Annotated in this window: 15 protein-coding genes and 2 tRNA genes; 1 reads left to right on the top strand and 16 read right to left on the bottom strand. The window is 58.7% G+C overall.

Annotated elements, in window-relative coordinates:
• Positions 1-21: 21 nt before the first annotated feature.
• From nusA to rlmE, 10 genes are all read right to left on the bottom strand, one after another.
• Positions 22-1,503, bottom strand: a complete 1,482-nt coding sequence (nusA, locus tag J3P82_RS04440) for a transcription termination factor NusA (protein ID WP_047229054.1) — start codon at positions 1,501-1,503, stop codon at positions 22-24.
• A 59-nt stretch (positions 1,504-1,562) separates the two neighbouring features.
• Positions 1,563-2,021, bottom strand: coding sequence for a ribosome maturation factor RimP (gene rimP, locus J3P82_RS04435; protein WP_025211790.1), 459 nt, complete (start codon positions 2,019-2,021; stop codon positions 1,563-1,565).
• Positions 2,022-2,160: 139 nt separating this feature from the next.
• Positions 2,161-2,237: transfer RNA gene (locus J3P82_RS04430), tRNA-Met, on the bottom strand.
• A 97-nt stretch (positions 2,238-2,334) separates the two neighbouring features.
• Positions 2,335-2,420: transfer RNA gene (locus J3P82_RS04425), tRNA-Leu, on the bottom strand.
• Positions 2,421-2,441: 21 nt separating this feature from the next.
• Positions 2,442-2,825, bottom strand: a complete 384-nt coding sequence (gene secG, locus J3P82_RS04420; RefSeq protein WP_025211789.1) for a preprotein translocase subunit SecG — start codon at positions 2,823-2,825, stop codon at positions 2,442-2,444.
• 4 nt (positions 2,826-2,829) lie between these two features.
• The gene (gene tpiA / locus J3P82_RS04415) at positions 2,830-3,585 is read right to left on the bottom strand and encodes a triose-phosphate isomerase (RefSeq protein ID WP_434561011.1); all 756 of its coding nucleotides are present in this window, start codon (positions 3,583-3,585) and stop codon (positions 2,830-2,832) included.
• 66 nt (positions 3,586-3,651) lie between these two features.
• Positions 3,652-4,989, bottom strand: a complete 1,338-nt coding sequence (gene glmM / locus J3P82_RS04410; RefSeq protein WP_434561009.1) for a phosphoglucosamine mutase — start codon at positions 4,987-4,989, stop codon at positions 3,652-3,654.
• A gap of 16 nt (positions 4,990-5,005) precedes the next feature.
• Positions 5,006-5,857, bottom strand: a complete 852-nt coding sequence (gene folP / locus J3P82_RS04405) for a dihydropteroate synthase (protein ID WP_434561007.1) — start codon at positions 5,855-5,857, stop codon at positions 5,006-5,008.
• An 8-nt stretch (positions 5,858-5,865) separates the two neighbouring features.
• The gene (ftsH, locus tag J3P82_RS04400; RefSeq protein WP_434561005.1) at positions 5,866-7,776 is read right to left on the bottom strand and encodes an ATP-dependent zinc metalloprotease FtsH; all 1,911 of its coding nucleotides are present in this window, start codon (positions 7,774-7,776) and stop codon (positions 5,866-5,868) included.
• Between the two features lie 199 nt (positions 7,777-7,975).
• On the bottom strand, positions 7,976-8,608 hold the full coding sequence (gene rlmE / locus J3P82_RS04395; RefSeq protein ID WP_434561003.1) for a 23S rRNA (uridine(2552)-2'-O)-methyltransferase RlmE: 633 nt from the start codon (positions 8,606-8,608) through the stop codon (positions 7,976-7,978).
• A gap of 108 nt (positions 8,609-8,716) precedes the next feature.
• Between rlmE and J3P82_RS04390 the strand changes: the two genes are divergently transcribed.
• The gene (locus tag J3P82_RS04390) at positions 8,717-9,025 is read left to right on the top strand and encodes a YhbY family RNA-binding protein (RefSeq protein ID WP_181287543.1); all 309 of its coding nucleotides are present in this window, start codon (positions 8,717-8,719) and stop codon (positions 9,023-9,025) included.
• Between the two features lie 10 nt (positions 9,026-9,035).
• Here the strand turns inward: J3P82_RS04390 and J3P82_RS04385 are convergent, their stop codons facing one another.
• From J3P82_RS04385 to dnaJ, 6 genes are all read right to left on the bottom strand, one after another.
• On the bottom strand, positions 9,036-9,440 hold the full coding sequence (locus tag J3P82_RS04385) for an MFS transporter (protein WP_434561001.1): 405 nt from the start codon (positions 9,438-9,440) through the stop codon (positions 9,036-9,038).
• 28 nt (positions 9,441-9,468) lie between these two features.
• Positions 9,469-9,945, bottom strand: a complete 477-nt coding sequence (gene greA / locus J3P82_RS04380) for a transcription elongation factor GreA (RefSeq protein WP_434563688.1) — start codon at positions 9,943-9,945, stop codon at positions 9,469-9,471.
• A gap of 2 nt (positions 9,946-9,947) precedes the next feature.
• Positions 9,948-13,169: a carbamoyl-phosphate synthase large subunit gene (gene carB / locus J3P82_RS04375; RefSeq protein WP_434560999.1), complete on the bottom strand. Its 3,222-nt coding sequence runs from the start codon at positions 13,167-13,169 to the stop codon at positions 9,948-9,950.
• 105 nt (positions 13,170-13,274) lie between these two features.
• Complete coding sequence (carA, locus tag J3P82_RS04370; protein ID WP_434560997.1) at positions 13,275-14,411, bottom strand: glutamine-hydrolyzing carbamoyl-phosphate synthase small subunit; 1,137 nt, start codon at positions 14,409-14,411, stop codon at positions 13,275-13,277.
• Positions 14,412-14,666: 255 nt separating this feature from the next.
• Positions 14,667-15,473, bottom strand: a complete 807-nt coding sequence (gene dapB / locus J3P82_RS04365) for a 4-hydroxy-tetrahydrodipicolinate reductase (protein WP_434560995.1) — start codon at positions 15,471-15,473, stop codon at positions 14,667-14,669.
• A 9-nt stretch (positions 15,474-15,482) separates the two neighbouring features.
• Entirely contained in the window at positions 15,483-16,607 is a 1,125-nt protein-coding gene (gene dnaJ, locus J3P82_RS04360; protein ID WP_214963795.1) for a molecular chaperone DnaJ, read from the bottom strand.
• Positions 16,608-16,752 lie beyond the last annotated feature (145 nt).

Raw genomic sequence — 16,752 nt, 5'->3', positions numbered from 1 at the left:
CTCTCCTCAGGCCGCGCCTAATTACTCGAACCAGTGGGCTCGGGCGGCCATGATCAACTTGCCGGCACGATCATCGTCAATGCCGTCGATGTCGAGCAGATCGTCAATAGACTGCTCGGCCAGGTCTTCGCGGGTAATTACGCCGCGCACCGCCAGTTCCATCGCCAAATCCTTGTCCATGCCCTCAAGCGAGAGCAGGTCTTCGGCCGGATGGGCGTCTGCCAGCTTTTCCTCAGTAGCGATGGCTTTGGTCAACAAACGATCCTTGGCCCGAGCGCGAAGCTCGTTGACGATGTCCTCGTCAAAGCCGTCGATGTTGAGCATTTCCTCCACCGGTACGTAGGCAATCTCTTCCAGGCTGGTAAAGCCTTCATCGACCAGCACCTGTGCCAGTTCTTCATCGACTTCAAGCTCTTCGATAAAGTTGCGCAGGATGTCGCCGGTCTCAGCTTGCTGCTTAGCCTGGATGTCCGATTCGGTCATCACGTTCAGAGTCCAGCCAGTCAATTGGCTAGCCAGACGCACGTTCTGACCACCGCGACCGATGGCCTGAGCGAGATTGTCTGCGCCAACGGCGATGTCCATGGCGTGGGCATCTTCGTCGACGATAATAGCCGCCACTTCAGCAGGCGACATGGCATTGATCACGAACTGAGCCGGGTTATCGTCCCACAGGACGATATCCACGCGCTCGCCGCCCAACTCGCCGGATACGGCCTGGACACGCGAACCACGCATGCCGATACAGGCACCTTGCGGGTCGATGCGCTTGTCCTTGGAGCGGACCGCGATCTTGGCGCGCGAACCCGGATCACGGGAGGCGGCCATGACTTCGATCAGGCCTTCAGCAATTTCCGGCACTTCGATACGGAACAACTCGATCAGCATTTCCGGCGCGGTACGCGACAGGATCAACTGCGGGCCCCGGTTCTCGGTGCGGATTTCCTTGAGCAGCGCACGCAAACGCACGCCAACCCGGAAAGTTTCGCGAGAGATGATGTCTTCACGAGCCAGCAATGCCTCGGCATTGTTGCCCAGATCGACGATCACGTTGTCGCGGGTCACTTTTTTCACGGTGCCGGAGATGATCTCGCCCAGGCGCTCGCGATAGGCATCAACGACTTGCGCGCGCTCTGCTTCGCGAACTTTCTGCACAATGACTTGCTTGGCAGTCTGCGCAGCGATGCGACCAAACTCGATGGATTCGATCTTTTCTTCGACGACATCACCTACCTTGGCGCCAGGATGCGTTTCAGCAACCTTGCTCGGCCAGGTTTCGATGGCCGGATCGTCCAGATCGGCTTCTTCGACTACCGTCCAGCGACGGAAAGTCTCATAGGCACCGGTGTGGCGATTGATCTCCACACGTAAATCAACTTCGTCCTCGAACCGCTTCTTGGTAGCAGTGGCCAAAGCCAGCTCAAGCGCTTCAAAAATAACGTTAGCCGGTACGCCCTTTTCATTGGATACCGACTCAACAACCAGCAGTACTTCTTTGCTCATCGTACGCCTCGCCTTTCGCAAGCCATTGGATCCGCGGGATCCGCAGTATCTGGCACGTATCAGTCAAAACTGGGAATGATGTTGGCCTTGTCGATCATATCGATCGGCAACAGGAACTCATGGTCTTCTACTTGCACCACGACGTCCTGCTCTTCTACACCGCGTAGAAGGCCTTGAAAGTTGCGTCGGCCCTCGAAAGGCGAGCGCAGCTTGATCTTCACTTGTTCACCGGCAAACGAAGCGAACTGTTCGAGTGTGAACAGGGGGCGCTCCATGCCAGGCGAGGAAACTTCCAGGGTGTATTCGGAGGTGATTGGATCTTCAACATCCAGTACACCGCTGATCTGACGGCTGACGATGGCGCAATCATCCACCAACACACCGCCTTCCTTATCGATATAAACGCGCAACAGTGAGTGGCGACCTTGAGCCGAAAACTCAATACCCCAGCATTCATAGCCAAGGGCCACGACCACCGGGGCCAACAAGGCCTGCAACTGTTCTAGCTTGCTCGACACCTGAACCCCCTCGTGCATGTTTGTGCATGCTGTGCAAATAAAAAAAAATGGGCGAATCGCCCATCCCTGAAACGCCGTCGAACAGCGGCGTTGTAAAGTGTCCAGCTAACAAAAAGCCCCTTGGAAGGGGCCCTGAAACTGGTTGCGGGAGCCGGATTTGAACCGACGACCTTCGGGTTATGAGCCCGACGAGCTACCAGGCTGCTCCATCCCGCGACAAAGCTGGGGCGGAAGTATACGACTGATCCCTTACAGGGTCAATGTAACCCTTCCACCTACAAGAAAGCCCGCAATCGCGGGCTCTCCTGATAATTGGTACCGAGAAGGGGACTCGAACCCCTACACCCTATGGGCACAACCACCTCAAGGTTGCGTGTCTACCAATTCCACCACCTCGGCAATACAGCGTTTGAAACCTTCTTACTTCTGCTCTTGAGCTGGAGGCACGTCAGTCGCCGGATTGGCCGACTTTTGCTCTTGAAGCACCGGGACATCATCAGAAGCCGGTTGTTGCTTTGGCGCTTCCAACACCGCCGGGTTTGGCAAACCTACTTGAGTCAGCTCATGAGCTTTCTCTTTAGCAAAGTAACCTAACCCTAAGCTGGTTATGAAGAAACCGGCGGCGAGTATAGCAGTAAACTTACTAAGAAAGGTAGAGGAACCTTGGCTTCCGAATACAGTATTTGAAGCACCTGCACCGAAAGACGCACCAGCATCCGCACCTTTACCCTGCTGCAGCAATACGAGAGCGACTACACCCAGCGCGCCCAGCAGATGAAAAACGACTACGACTGTTTCCAGCATTTTTTCAGTTTCCCGCGGCGCGACAGATCGCACCGAACTCATCTGCATTCAGGGAAGCCCCACCAATGAGCCCCCCATCGATATCCGGCATGCCGAACAGTTCGACCGCATTGGCCGCCTTCACGCTGCCGCCGTATAGAAGCCGCACACCTTGTGCCACTTCAGAATTTTCTGCCGCCAACTGCGCGCGGATGGCTGCGTGCACATCCTGCGCCTGTTGCGGCGAAGCAGTCAGTCCGGTACCGATGGCCCAGACTGGCTCGTAAGCGATGACTGCCTTTGCAAACGCACCGACACCCAGGTCCTCGATGATGCTGCCCAACTGGCGAGCGACAACTTCGAGAGTCTTGCCTGCCTCACGCTGTTCGAGGGTCTCCCCCACGCACAACACCGGGATCAGGCCACAAGCCTGTGCCGCAGCAAATTTGCGAATCAGGGCCCTGTCCTGCTCGCCCATGATCAGGCGACGCTCGGAATGACCGACCAGGACCAGTGAACATCCAGCATCCACCAGTTGACTCGGCGCGATCTCACCGGTCAATGCACCCTGCATGGATTCCACTGCAGAGTTTTGTGCACCAACCGAAATCGACTTGCCTTTCAAGCCATCAACCACTTGGTTGATATACAGGCAAGGCGGGAACACCGCTACATCAACACCGCTTGGCAAGGCCAGATTGCGAAGGCCTTTGATCAGCTCAGCGACGCTGGCGCGGGTACCGTGCATCTTCCAGTTACCAGCTACCATAGGGCGACGCATGCTGTACCTCGTCGGTCAAAGTGGGCGCAGATGTTACCCAACCGATTCATGACTGGCAAGCCGAATTCAGGCAGAAACTTCAGTAACAAGTTTTGCCAGCTCTTCAGCATAACCGCGGACCTGTGCTTCATCCTCGCCTTCGACCATGACACGCACCAAAGGCTCTGTACCCGACTTGCGCAACAACACGCGCCCTCGCCCAGCCATTGCCTGGGTTACACGCTCGCTGGCCTGCTTGACCGTCGGGTGCTCGATAGGGTTTGCACCGCCGCCGAAACGTACGTTGATCAGCACCTGCGGACACTTGCGCAATGCCTGTCGCGACTGCGCAAGACCTTCGTTGCGCGCCTTGAGGGCCATCAGCACTTGCAGCGCGGCAATAATCGCATCACCCGTGGTGGTATGGTCGAAGCAGACAATGTGCCCCGAGTTCTCGCCACCAATCACCCAATTGCGCTCCAGCAGCTCCGAGATGACATAGCGATCACCCACATTGGCGCGCACAAAGGGTATGTCCAGGTCCGCCAGGGCCAACTCGAGCCCAAGGTTGCTCATCAATGTTCCAACCACCCCGCCCTGCAGCTTGCCGCGACCGTGCAGGTCGCGTGCGATGATGAACAGCAGCTCATCACCGTCAACGACCGTGCCAGTGTGATCGACCATCAGCACGCGGTCGCCGTCGCCATCGAAGGCGATACCAAGATCGGCATGCTCGGCCAATACCGCCGCCTGCAAAGCCTCGGTATGAGTAGAACCGCAGTTGTGGTTGATGTTCAGCCCATTAGGCTGGGCCGAGAGCACCACCACTTCGGCACCCAGCTCACGAAAAACGCTTGGCGCGACCTTGTAGGTTGCGCCATGAGCACAGTCGACAACGATCTTCAGACCGGAAAAACTGGTACCCGTCGGAACACTGCCCTTGCAGAACTCGATGTAGCGACCCGACGCATCGTTGATTCGGGACACCTTGCCGATCTTGCTCGACTCGACCACGGTCATTGGCGCGTCCAGCAATTCCTCGATCATCAGCTCGATTTCGTCCGGCAGCTTGGTGCCCTTGCCAGAGAAAAACTTGATGCCGTTGTCGTCATGAGGATTATGCGAGGCACTGATTACGATGCCCGCCTGGGCCTGGAACGTTCGCGTCAGGTAGGCGATGGCCGGCGTAGGCATCGGCCCGAGCAGCATGACATCGGCACCCGCCGACGTCAGGCCGGCTTCCAGAGCCGATTCGAACATATATCCGGATATACGTGTGTCCTTGCCAACCAGCACTTTGCACGCGCCCATTTTTCGGAACGCCATCCCAGCGGCCCAGCCGAGCTTGAGCATAAAATCAGGGGTAATGGGGTATTCACCGACCCGACCACGAATCCCGTCGGTGCCAAAGTATTTTTTGCTCATAAGTGCTCCATCATTCTTATTCGGCTGAATCCACTGCTGCGATCATCCGCACGACATCCATTGTTTCGACTACATCATGCACCCGCAATACGCGCGCACCTTTTGTAATAGCCAAGGCGGCAAGTGCCAGACCGCCATGCAGGCGCTCTCCCACCGGACGGCCCAACGCGTTGCCTATCATGCTCTTTCGCGAGACACCGACCAACAGCGGCCGGCCCAGGGCATGCAAGGCTTCCATATGCTTGAACAGGCTCAGATTGTGCGCCAACGTCTTCGCAAAGCCGAACCCCGGATCGAGAATGATCCGCTCGGCAGGGATGCCGGCGCCGGCACACTGGCTCATGCGCTCCGCCAGGAACTCACCGACTTCCCGGGTTACATTGCCGTAGTGTGGGTCATTCTGCATCGTTCCGGGCTCGCCAAGCATGTGCATCAGGCACACCGGCAATCCCGTCGCAGCGGCAGCATCCAACGCACCATCACGCTGTAACGAGCGAACATCATTGATCAATCCCGCGCCCAAGCGCGCCGCCTCGCGCATGACCGCAGGCGTGGACGTATCGACTGAGATGATGACATCCAGCTCGCGATGTATGCGCTCGACAATTGGCGCCACTCGCTCCAGCTCCTCGGTAGGCGAAACCGCGCGCGCACCGGGACGGGTCGACTCACCGCCTACATCGATCAGCGTTGCCCCGGCCGATACCATGGCCTCGGCATGCCGCAATGCAGCGTCGAGCTGACTGAATCGTCCGCCATCGGAAAAGGAATCGGGAGTGACATTAAGAATGCCCATGACATGCGTATGGGCTAAATCAAGAACCCGGTTGCCGCAAGGCAACCGGGTTGAGGACTGGACAGAAGTCATTTCAAGCCTTAGACGTCGGCAGCCGGACCGCCGATGGGTGTTTCCGGACGCTCGCCCTGCACCGCCGGCGGCGTACCGGAGGTACCCGTGCCACCGGACCAGTCACGAGGCTCACGCGGCGTGCGGCCCGCCATGATGTCGTCGATCTGCTCGGCATCGATGGTTTCGTACTTCATCAAGGCATCAGCCATGGCGTCCAGCTTGTCGCGGTTATCCGTGAGGATCTGCTTGGCCGTCCCGTAGCACTGGTCAATGATGCTGCGAACTTCGGAGTCGATCAGCTTGGCCGTCTCACCCGAGAAGCTTGCATGCTGGCCACCACCACCGCGACCGAGGAACACTTCCCCCTCTTCTTCGGCATACATCAACGGCCCCAGTTTCTCGGACAAGCCCCACTTGGTGACCATGTTCCGGGCGATCTGGCTGGCTCGCATGATGTCGTTCGACGCGCCCGTCGTTACGCCATCGAAGCCCAGCGTCATTTCTTCAGCGATACGGCCGCCGTACAGCGAGCAGATCTGGCTGATCAACGCCCGCTTGGACAGGCTGTAGCGATCTTCTTCCGGAAGGAACATCGTCACGCCCAGCGCACGACCGCGCGGGATGATCGAGACCTTATACACCGGATCATGCTCAGGCACTACGCGACCCACGATAGCGTGACCCGCCTCGTGGTAAGCCGTGTTCTGCTTTTCCTTCTCCGACATGACCATCGATTTGCGCTCGGCGCCCATCATGATCTTGTCCTTGGCCAGCTCGAATTCCTTCATTTCCACGACGCGCTTGCCGGAACGGGCAGCGAACAGCGACGCTTCGTTTACCAGGTTCGCCAGATCGGCACCGGAGAACCCCGGCGTACCACGAGCGATGACCGCTGGAGCGACATCATCGCCCATCGGGACCTTGCGCATATGGACCTTGAGGATCTGCTCGCGACCGCGGATGTCCGGCAGCCCCACAACGACCTGACGGTCAAAACGGCCCGGACGCAACAGCGCAGGGTCGAGCACGTCCGGACGGTTGGTGGCGGCGATCACGATGATGCCGTCGTTCATTTCGAAACCGTCCATCTCTACCAGCAACTGGTTGAGAGTCTGCTCGCGCTCGTCATGACCACCGCCCATGCCCGCACCACGATGACGACCGACGGCATCGATTTCGTCGATGAAAATAATGCAGGGGGCGTGCTTCTTGGCCTGCTCGAACATGTCACGAACACGGCTGGCGCCCACACCGACGAACATCTCGACGAAGTCGGAGCCGGAGATCGTGAAGAAAGGCACTTTCGCTTCACCGGCAATCGCCTTGGCCAGCAAGGTTTTACCAGTACCGGGCGGCCCGACCATCAGCACGCCGCGTGGAATACGACCGCCCAGGCGCTGGAACTTGCCCGGATCGCGCAGGAACTCAACCAGCTCGCCGACTTCTTCCTTGGCTTCGTCGCAACCCGCGACGTCGGCCAGGGTGGTTTTGACCTGGTCCTCGGACAGTAGCCGAGCCTTGCTCTTGCCGAAACTCATCGGCCCGCCCTTGCCTCCGGCTCCGCCCTGCATCTGGCGCATGAAGAACATGAACACCGCGATGATGACGAGGATAGGGAAGCTCGCGACCAGAAGCTGGGTCCAGATACTTTGCTGCTCAGGCTGCTTGCCTTCAATCACGACATGATTGTCCACCAGGTCGCCGATCAGGCCGTTGTCCTGGATTGCCGGACGAATGGTCTTGAAGTTGTCACCATCGGCGCGCTTGCCGGTAATCACATAGCCATCAACGGCTACGCGCTCGACCTTGCCTTCCTTGACCTGCTGGAGGAAGTCGGAATAGTTGAGGGTCTGCGGCTCGTTAGGACTGGAGAAGTTGTTCATCACGGTCACAAGGACTGCAGCGATGATCAACCACAGGATCAGATTCTTTGCCATATCGTTCAATTAACTACCCTCTGAAGCAAGCTCCGCTACTGGCGCGCGCTTCGCATGATATTCACCGGCCTAACTTACTACATTACCTACGACTTGGCAGGCGCCGTCTGTAACCCTTTGTGAAACACTTTCTACACAATATTCGCTAATGCTCACCGGACGAAATACGAAAAACCTATCGCCCCGGTCGAAAAACCTCTTATTCCTCAGTGCGACCACGGAAACCACGGCCCAGCAGGTACTGCTCACGGGAGCGATCACGCGATGACTTCGGCTTGCGCGTCGTGACCTTCTCGAACTGCTTGCGCACGCTCTTGTGGTATTCGTCGAAGCCTTCACCCTGGAAGACCTTGATCAAAAAATCACCACCTGGCTTCAGCACCCGAGTCGCAAGATCCAGTGCCAACTCGCACAGAAACATCGATCGCGGCATATCAACAGACGCCAATCCACTCATATTGGGGGCCATATCGGAAATCACAAGGTCCACTTCGTTTTTTCCGACCGCTTCAAGGATCTGCGCCAGTACGGCGTCCTCGGTAAAGTCGCCCTGAATGAAGGTCACATCCGGGATACTGTCCATTTCCAGGATATCGGAAGCGATCAGTGTGCCTTGCCCACCAATCAGACGACTGGTCACTTGGGACCAGCCACCCGGGGCGGCGCCCAAGTCGATCACGCTCATGCCTGGACGGATCAAACGGTCTCTTTCCTGAATCTCCAATAGCTTGTAGCTGGCACGGGAGCGATAGCCGTCTTTTTGCGCCATTTTCACGAATGGGTCGTTGAAATGCTCTTGCAGCCATTTAAGACTTGTCTTGGAACGGGCCACGGGCCACCTCTGAAATATTAAATCGGGTCGTGATTAACTGGGCGGTCCCGGACTCGCTCGGGTAAACTGGCCGCCGCTTTTTACAAGATCAGACGCAGGGGTCAGATTATGCCGCTCACTCAAGAGCAGAAGAAACAATACAAATCCATTGGCCACCATCTGAAACCGGTTTTGACTGTGGCTGATAACGGTTTGACTGAGGGTGTACTAGCCGAACTGGAGCGCGCCCTGGGTGACCATGAGCTGATCAAGATCAAGCTCAACATCCTGGATCGCGAAGCCCGCCTGGCTGCCGTTGCCGAGCTGTGCAAAGTCGGAAAGGCAGACCTTGTGCAGGTCATCGGTAAAATGGCGCTGATTTATCGCAAGAACTTCAGCGTCAACAAGCAACTGTCGAACGTTCACCGCTTCAAGTGATGCCAAAGGGTCAAGGGTGTGCTTCGCGCACCCTGCCGCTCCAACCCGGAGCCGGCTGCAAGACCAGCACCAATCCGGAAAAACCCAATACCAGATAGCTGAATACCTGCCATTGCGTTGCATCGGGCCAGCCGAGGCGCACCGCCAGGAACATCCCGCACCCATACAACGACATGAGCAGCAATTGCCCACGAATGTCGCGCCAAAGACTGCCAAGGCCCTCGACCTGAACCAGCACCAAAGCCTGAAACAATATGCACGCTGCGGCAAACCCTACCAGCAGCGCCGTCAGCATACCCCCGATTTCATCGATGAGCAGCGGAGCCAGGCCGATTTGGCCCAGCACCGGCAGCAGACCAATGTGCAACAACCAGACGCCGCCCACCCACAACATCTGGGTGAGCTGCCAGATCATGGCGCCGGCACGTAGCGGGCGCCTTCGTTCAGATATGACGGACTTCGACAATCTCGTACTCGATGACACCGCTCGGCGTCTTCACGGCCACAACATCACCCTCTTCCTTGGCAATCAAGGCGCGGGCAAGTGGCGAACCAACGGAGATTTTGCCGAGCTTGAAGTCAGCCTCATCCTCGCCAACGATCTGGTAAGTGACGCGCTCATCGGTCTCGACGTTGGCGATTTCCACGGTGGTGCCGAAAATCACTTTGCCGGTGTGCGGGATCGTCGTGACGTCAATGATCACCGCATTCTGCATGCGACCTTCGATGTCACGTACACGCGCCTCGACCATGCCCTGCTCCTCTCGGGCAGCATGGTATTCGGCGTTTTCCTTGAGATCGCCCAACTCACGCGCTTCACCAATAGCCTGGCTCAAACGCGGGCGCTCGACCTTGGTCAGGAAAGCGTGCTCTTCTTCCAGGGCCTTCGCACCCTGAACGGTCATCGGATACTTGGTTATGCTCATGCCTTCAATCCTGCATGTAGATCCTGCAGGCGACGTACGGTCTTCTCGGGACCGAACTTGAGCGCCTCGCAGATCGCTTCGCCCGCCGCAATGGTCGTTGTGCAGTAAATCTTGTGCTGCAACGCGTTGCGACGAATGGAGTAAGAGTCGGCGATCGACTGGCGACCCTCGGTAGTGTTGATGATCAAGGTGACTTCGTCATTCTTGATCATGTCGACTACGTGCGGACGGCCCTCGGTCACCTTGTTTACGCGGCGCACCTTCAAGCCCGCCGCCTCGATCAACTTGGCGGTACCGGCAGTGGCGACCACTTCGAAACCCAAGTTGATCAGATCTCGGGCCACGCCTGCAACCAGTGGCTTGTCGTCATCACGCACACTGATAAACGCCGTGCCGCCGGTTGGCAGAACTTCGCTGGCGCCCATTTGTGCCTTGGCAAAGGCTTCTCCGAAGGTATCGCCCACGCCCATGACTTCACCGGTGGACTTCATCTCTGGGCCGAGGATTGGGTCAACACCCGGGAACTTGGCGAACGGGAACACCGCCTCTTTCACACTGTAGAAGTTCGGAATGATTTCCTTGGTGAAGTTCAGCTCTTTCAGGGTCTTACCCGCCATGACCCGGGCAGCGATCATTGCCAGGGAGACTCCGATGCACTTGGAGACAAACGGCACGGTACGGGAAGCGCGCGGGTTGACCTCAATGACGTAGATGTCTTCGCCTTGAAGCGCCAGCTGTACGTTCATCAAACCGACGACGCCGAGTTCCAAGGCCATCTTCTTGACCTGCTCGCGCATTTCGTCCTGGATGTGGGCTGGCAGCGAGTACGGCGGCAGCGAACAGGCGGAGTCACCGGAGTGAACGCCAGCTTGCTCGATGTGCTGCATGATCGCGCCGATCACCACATCCTTACCGTCGCTGACCGCATCCACGTCCATTTCAATGGCGCAGTTGAGGAAGTGATCAAGCAGTACCGGACTGTCGTTGGACACCTGCACCGCTTCGCGCAGGTAACGCTTGAGCTCGTCTTCCTGGTAGACGATTTCCATGGCACGACCGCCCAACACATAGGACGGACGCACCACCAGCGGGTAACCGATCTTGCCGGCGGCACGAATCGCTTCGTCTTCGCTGCGCACGGTGGCGTTCGGCGGCTGACGCAGGTTCAGACGCTCGACCATCTGCTGAAAGCGCTCGCGATCTTCGGCGCGGTCGATGGCGTCTGGGCTGGTGCCGATGATCGGCACGCCAGCAGCTTCAAGGGCACGGGCCAGTTTCAGCGGCGTCTGGCCGCCGTACTGGACGATCACGCCTTTTGGCTTCTCGACGCGGACGATTTCCAGCACGTCTTCCAAGGTGACTGGCTCGAAGTACAGGCGATCGGAAGTGTCGTAGTCGGTGGAGACGGTTTCCGGGTTGCAGTTGACCATGATGGTTTCGTAACCATCCTCACGCAATGCCAGGGCAGCGTGCACGCAGCAGTAGTCGAACTCGATGCCCTGGCCGATCCGGTTAGGACCGCCGCCGAGGATCATGATCTTGTCGCGGTTCGAAGGTGCGGCTTCGCATTCTTCTTCGTACGTGGAGTACAGGTACGCGGTGTCGGTGGCGAACTCGGCCGCGCAGGTGTCGACGCGCTTGTAGACCGGGAACACGTCCAGCTTGTGACGATGAGCACGCAGGCTCTTCTCGGTTACACCCAGCAATTTAGCCAGGCGCATGTCGGAGAAGCCCTTGCGCTTGAGACGGAACATGGTGTCGTGGTCGATGCTGGACATGCCCAGGGTCTTGACCTTCTCTTCTTCCTTGATCAGGTCTTCGATCTGCACCAGGAACCAAGGATCGATCATGTTCATGTCGAAGATCTGCTCGACGGTCATGCCGGCACGGAAGGCGTCGCCCACGTACCAGATACGCTCGGCCCCCGGCACGGTCAGCTCACGCTTGAGCTCGCTCATGGCGTCCGGATGGCTCAGGTCCAGCTTCGGATCGAGGCCACAAACCCCCACTTCCAGGCCGCGAAGGGCTTTTTGCAGGGATTCCTGAAAGGTGCGACCAATGGCCATGACTTCACCGACCGACTTCATTTGAGTGGTCAGGCGGGCATCGGCCTTGGCGAATTTCTCGAAGGCGAAGCGTGGCAGCTTGGTCACGACGTAGTCGATGGAGGGTTCGAAGGACGCCGGGGTCTTGCCGCCGGTGATATCGTTCGACAGCTCGTCCAAGGTGTAGCCCACGGCCAGCTTGGCGGCGACCTTGGCAATCGGGAAACCGGTGGCTTTCGAAGCCAGCGCCGAAGAACGGGACACGCGCGGGTTCATCTCGATGACCACCATGCGGCCAGTGTTCGGGCAGATGCCGAACTGAACGTTGGAGCCGCCAGTTTCCACGCCGATTTCCCGCAGTACCGCCAGGGAGGCGTTACGCAGGATCTGGTATTCCTTGTCGGTCAGGGTCTGGGCCGGCGCAACGGTGATCGAGTCACCCGTGTGCACGCCCATCGGGTCGAAGTTCTCGATGGAGCAGACGATGATGCAGTTGTCCTTTTTGTCGCGGACAACTTCCATTTCGTATTCTTTCCAGCCGATCAGGGATTCGTCGATCAGCAGTTCCTTGGTCGGCGACAAGTCGAGGCCGCGGGCGCAGATTTCTTCGAACTCTTCACGGTTGTAGGCGATGCCACCACCGGTGCCGCCCATGGTGAAGGATGGACGGATGATGCATGGGAAGCCAAGGCGTTCCAGGACTGCGTTGGCCTCGTCCATGTTGTGGGCGATGCCCGAGCGCGGGCAGTCCAGGCCGATGGATTTCATCGCCTTGTCGAAACGCGAACGGTCTTCGGCCTTGTCGATGGTGTCGGCATTGGCGCCGATCATTTCCACACCGAACTTCTCCAGGACGCCTTCGCGCTCCAGGTCCAGGGCGCAGTTCAGCGCGGTCTGGCCACCCATGGTCGGCAGCAGCGCGTCCGGACGTTCCTTCTCGATGATCTTGGCAACGGTCTGCCATTTGATCGGCTCGATGTAGGTGGCGTCGGCCATCGACGGGTCGGTCATGATGGTGGCCGGGTTGGAGTTCACCAGGATGACGCGGTAACCCTCTTCGCGCAGGGCTTTACAGGCCTGGGCGCCGGAGTAGTCGAATTCGCAGGCCTGGCCGATCACGATCGGGCCAGCGCCGAGAATCAGGATGCTTTTTATGTCTGTACGTTTTGGCATGGGTTTGTCACTCAAATCCGCAGGTCAGTCGGCTAGGCCGTCGAACAATCTTTGAAGCGCCCGAGGGGGCCGCCGGTTTCGGGGCCACCCTCAGGCTTCACGCGGTCAGCGTCGCTTGGCCATCTCATTGATGAAGCGATCGAAAAGCGGCGCCACATCGTTCGGGCCCGGGCTCGCCTCAGGGTGACCCTGGAAGCTGAACGCGCTTTTATCGGTACGCTCGATACCTTGCAGCGTGCCGTCGAACAGTGATTTGTGAATCGCCCGTACGTTAGCCGGCAGCGTGGCTTCGTCCACGGCGAAACCGTGGTTCTGGCTGGTGATCATCACCACGCCGGTGTCCAGGTCCTGGACCGGGTGGTTGGCACCGTGGTGGCCGTGACCCATCTTCAAGGTCTTGGCGCCCGAAGCCAGGGCCAACAACTGGTGACCCAGGCAGATACCAAATACCGGGATCTCGGTTTCCAGCACGTCCTTGATCGCCTGGATCGCGTAGTCACAAGGCTCCGGGTCACCCGGGCCATTGGACAGGAACACGCCGTCGGGCTTGAGGGCAAGGACATCGGCGGCCGGGGTTTGGGCCGGCACTACGGTGACGCGGCAACCGCGCGCTACCAGCATGCGCAGGATGTTCAGCTTGACGCCGTAATCGTAGGCAACGACGTGATACGGCAGCTCGGAAGCCTCGATCGTCGCGTGGCTATCGGTTTTCAGGTCCCAGACCGAAGAACGCCATTCATACTGTTTCTGGGTACTGACGACTTTCGCCAAGTCCATGCCCTTGAGCCCTGGGAAACCCTGGGCAGCGGCGATGGCGGCCTCGTCGGAAATATTGTCGCCGGCCATGATGCAGCCGTTCTGAGCGCCTTTTTCCCGAAGAATGCGGGTCAGGCGGCGGGTATCGATACCCGCGATCGCCACGACATTGTTGGTTTTCAGGTAATCGGACAGCGACATCGTGTTACGCCAGTTGCTCGCTACCAGCGGCAGGTCGCGGATGACCAGGCCAGCGGACCACACGCGATCGGACTCAGCGTCTTGCGGCGTGGTGCCGGTATTGCCGATATGCGGGTAAGTCAGGGTAACGATTTGTTGGGCGTAGGAAGGATCGGTAAGAATTTCCTGATAGCCGGTCATTGCGGTGTTAAACACCACCTCACCAACGGTCTGACCGTCGGCTCCAATGGCTTCGCCGCGAAAGATGCTGCCATCAGCAAGGGCGAGTATGGCTGGCTTAGTCAAGAAGACCTCCCGTAAATAAAGCCTGAAAGGGCGATCGCAGGTTGTAAAAAAGCGGAGTGACGTATGGACACGTCACCCCGCTTGTTCACTGAATTATTCTGCGCGCTTTTAGTGGACACACTAAAGCTGTAGCTTACAGAAAAAGGCTTTTTTGGTCCACCGCTAATGAGCCTTGAAGGCAGGGGAATGCGACAGGTCGTCGCGAAGCGGTTTAAAACGGGGCTCAGTATAACCTGAACCCCGCTATTGATGGCATCAACGCAGGTCGAGAACGTCCTGCATGTCGTACAGGCCAGGTTCGCAACCCTCCAGCCACAGCGCAGCCCGTACAGCGCCCTTGGCGAAGGTCATACGGCTCGACGCTTTATGGGTGATCTCCAGGCGCTCGCCTTCAGTGGCGAACAGCACGGTGTGGTCGCCTACCACATCGCCGCCACGCACGGTCGCGAAACCGATGGTGTCGCGTTCCCGCGCACCGGTATGCCCCTGGCGCCCGTATACGGCCACTTGCTGCAGGTCACGCCCCAGCGCATCGGCAATCACTTCACCCATGCGCAACGCGGTTCCTGAAGGCGCGTCGATCTTGTGTCGATGATGCGCCTCGATAATTTCGATATCCGCATCATCGCCCAAGACCCGAGCGGTCAGGTCCAGCAACTTCAGTGACAGGTTCACGCCCACGCTGAAATTCGCCGCGAACACGATCGGAATATCTTTGCCGGTCTCAGCCAACAATTCCTTTTGTGCCGCATCCAGGCCGGTCGTGCCGATCACCATGGCCTTGCCGGCCTTGCGGCAGATGGCGAGGTTTTTCAGCATGATTTCAGGCAGGGTGAAGTCGATCAATACATCGAACTCGTCGAGGACCTTTTCCAACCCACCGGACATCGGCACGCCGATACGTCCAATCGAAGCCAGCTCGCCAGCATCAGCTCCCACCAGCGTACTGTCGGGCCGGACAATGGCAGCCGTCAGGCCCGACAGCGGCGAACGCTGCTGCACCGCCTCGACCAGCGCCTTGCCCATGCGCCCCGCGGCGCCCATCACAGCTATACGTCGCATGCCCACTCCTTACAGGTCGCCGAAGAAGCGCTTCACGCCTTCGAACCAACCGGTGGTTTTCGGCGAGTGACTGTTGTCATCTGCCAGGGAGCTGCGGAACTCTTCCAGCAATTCCCGCTGGCGCCGACTCAGGTTCACCGGCGTTTCCACCGCAACGCGACACATCAGGTCGCCCGCACCACCGCCCCGCACTGGCGCTACGCCTTTGCCGCGGATCCGGAACTGCTTGCCGGTTTGCGTCCCCTCGGGAATCTTCAGCTTGACGCGACCATCGAGGGTCGGAATCTCAAGCTCGCCACCCAATGCCGCATCGACGAAACTGATCGGCACCTCGCAGAACAGATGTTTGCCGTCGCGCTGGAAGATCGCGTGCTCACGCACGTTGATCACGACGTACAAGTCGCCAGTCGGACCGCCTTGAGCCCCCGCCTCGCCTTCGCCGGAAAGACGAATGCGGTCACCGGTGTCGACACCGGCCGGCACTTTCACCGACAGCGTCTTGTACTCTTCGACACGCCCTTCGCCGTGGCAGGAGTCGCACGGATCGGAAATGATCTTGCCTTGGCCATGGCAACGTGGGCAGGTCTGCTGGACCGAGAAGAAGCCCTGTTGCATGCGGACCTGGCCGATACCGCCACAGGTGGGGCAAGTGACAGGCGAGGAGCCCTTCTTGGCTCCCGAACCGTCGCACGGCTTACAATTGACCAGCGTCGGAACACGGATATTGACCGTGGTTCCGCGCACCGCCTCTTCCAGATTCAGTTCCAACGTGTAGCGCAAATCACTGCCACGCTGGGCGCCACCACGGGCACCGCCGCGACCGCCGCCGAAGAAATCGCTGAACACATCGCCGAAGATGTCGGAGAAGTTCTGGCCACCGAAACCGGCACCGCCGCCGCCCATGCTCGGATCGACGCCAGCGTGACCGTACTGGTCGTAAGCGGCGCGCTTGCTGGAGTCCGACAGCACTTCGTAAGCCTCGTTGGCCTCCTTGAACAACTCTTCCGACGCTTTATCGTCGGGATTACGGTCCGGGTGGTGCTTCATCGCCAGGCGACGGTAGGCCTTTTTCAGGTCCGCTTCGCTTGAACCACGCTCGACACCCAATACTTCGTAATAGTCACGCTTTGCCATTAGTCTTTGCACTCTTGTAGGACGTTCGGCAAACCCCTCCTGAGCCTCGCCAAACTCGTTGAGCCCCAATACAGGCCCGGACCCAACTCACGTCGATTCAACGATCCTGGTCATAATTTTCAGCCAGGGCACCGGCCAAAACGCG

This window comes from Pseudomonas sp. Z4-20 (assembly GCF_051131955.1).
Lineage (GTDB): Bacteria > Pseudomonadota > Gammaproteobacteria > Pseudomonadales > Pseudomonadaceae > Aquipseudomonas > Aquipseudomonas marvdashtae.
The sequence above is the reverse complement of the archived record's forward strand: the minus strand, read 5'-3'. Positions and strand labels throughout refer to the sequence as shown.

Coding starts and splice junctions, on each gene's coding strand:
- nusA (WP_047229054.1), bottom strand. CDS start 1,503: ATGAGCAAAGAAGTACTGCTGGTTGTTGAGTCGGTATCCAATGAAAAG.
- secG (WP_025211789.1), bottom strand. CDS start 2,825: ATGCTGGAAACAGTCGTAGTCGTTTTTCATCTGCTGGGCGCGCTGGGT.
- tpiA (WP_434561011.1), bottom strand. CDS start 3,585: ATGCGTCGCCCTATGGTAGCTGGTAACTGGAAGATGCACGGTACCCGC.
- glmM (WP_434561009.1), bottom strand. CDS start 4,989: ATGAGCAAAAAATACTTTGGCACCGACGGGATTCGTGGTCGGGTCGGT.
- folP (WP_434561007.1), bottom strand. CDS start 5,857: ATGACTTCTGTCCAGTCCTCAACCCGGTTGCCTTGCGGCAACCGGGTT.
- ftsH (WP_434561005.1), bottom strand. CDS start 7,776: ATGGCAAAGAATCTGATCCTGTGGTTGATCATCGCTGCAGTCCTTGTG.
- J3P82_RS04390 (WP_181287543.1), top strand. CDS start 8,717: ATGCCGCTCACTCAAGAGCAGAAGAAACAATACAAATCCATTGGCCAC.
- J3P82_RS04385 (WP_434561001.1), bottom strand. CDS start 9,440: ATGATCTGGCAGCTCACCCAGATGTTGTGGGTGGGCGGCGTCTGGTTG.
- carB (WP_434560999.1), bottom strand. CDS start 13,169: ATGCCAAAACGTACAGACATAAAAAGCATCCTGATTCTCGGCGCTGGC.
- dapB (WP_434560995.1), bottom strand. CDS start 15,473: ATGCGACGTATAGCTGTGATGGGCGCCGCGGGGCGCATGGGCAAGGCG.
- dnaJ (WP_214963795.1), bottom strand. CDS start 16,607: ATGGCAAAGCGTGACTATTACGAAGTATTGGGTGTCGAGCGTGGTTCA.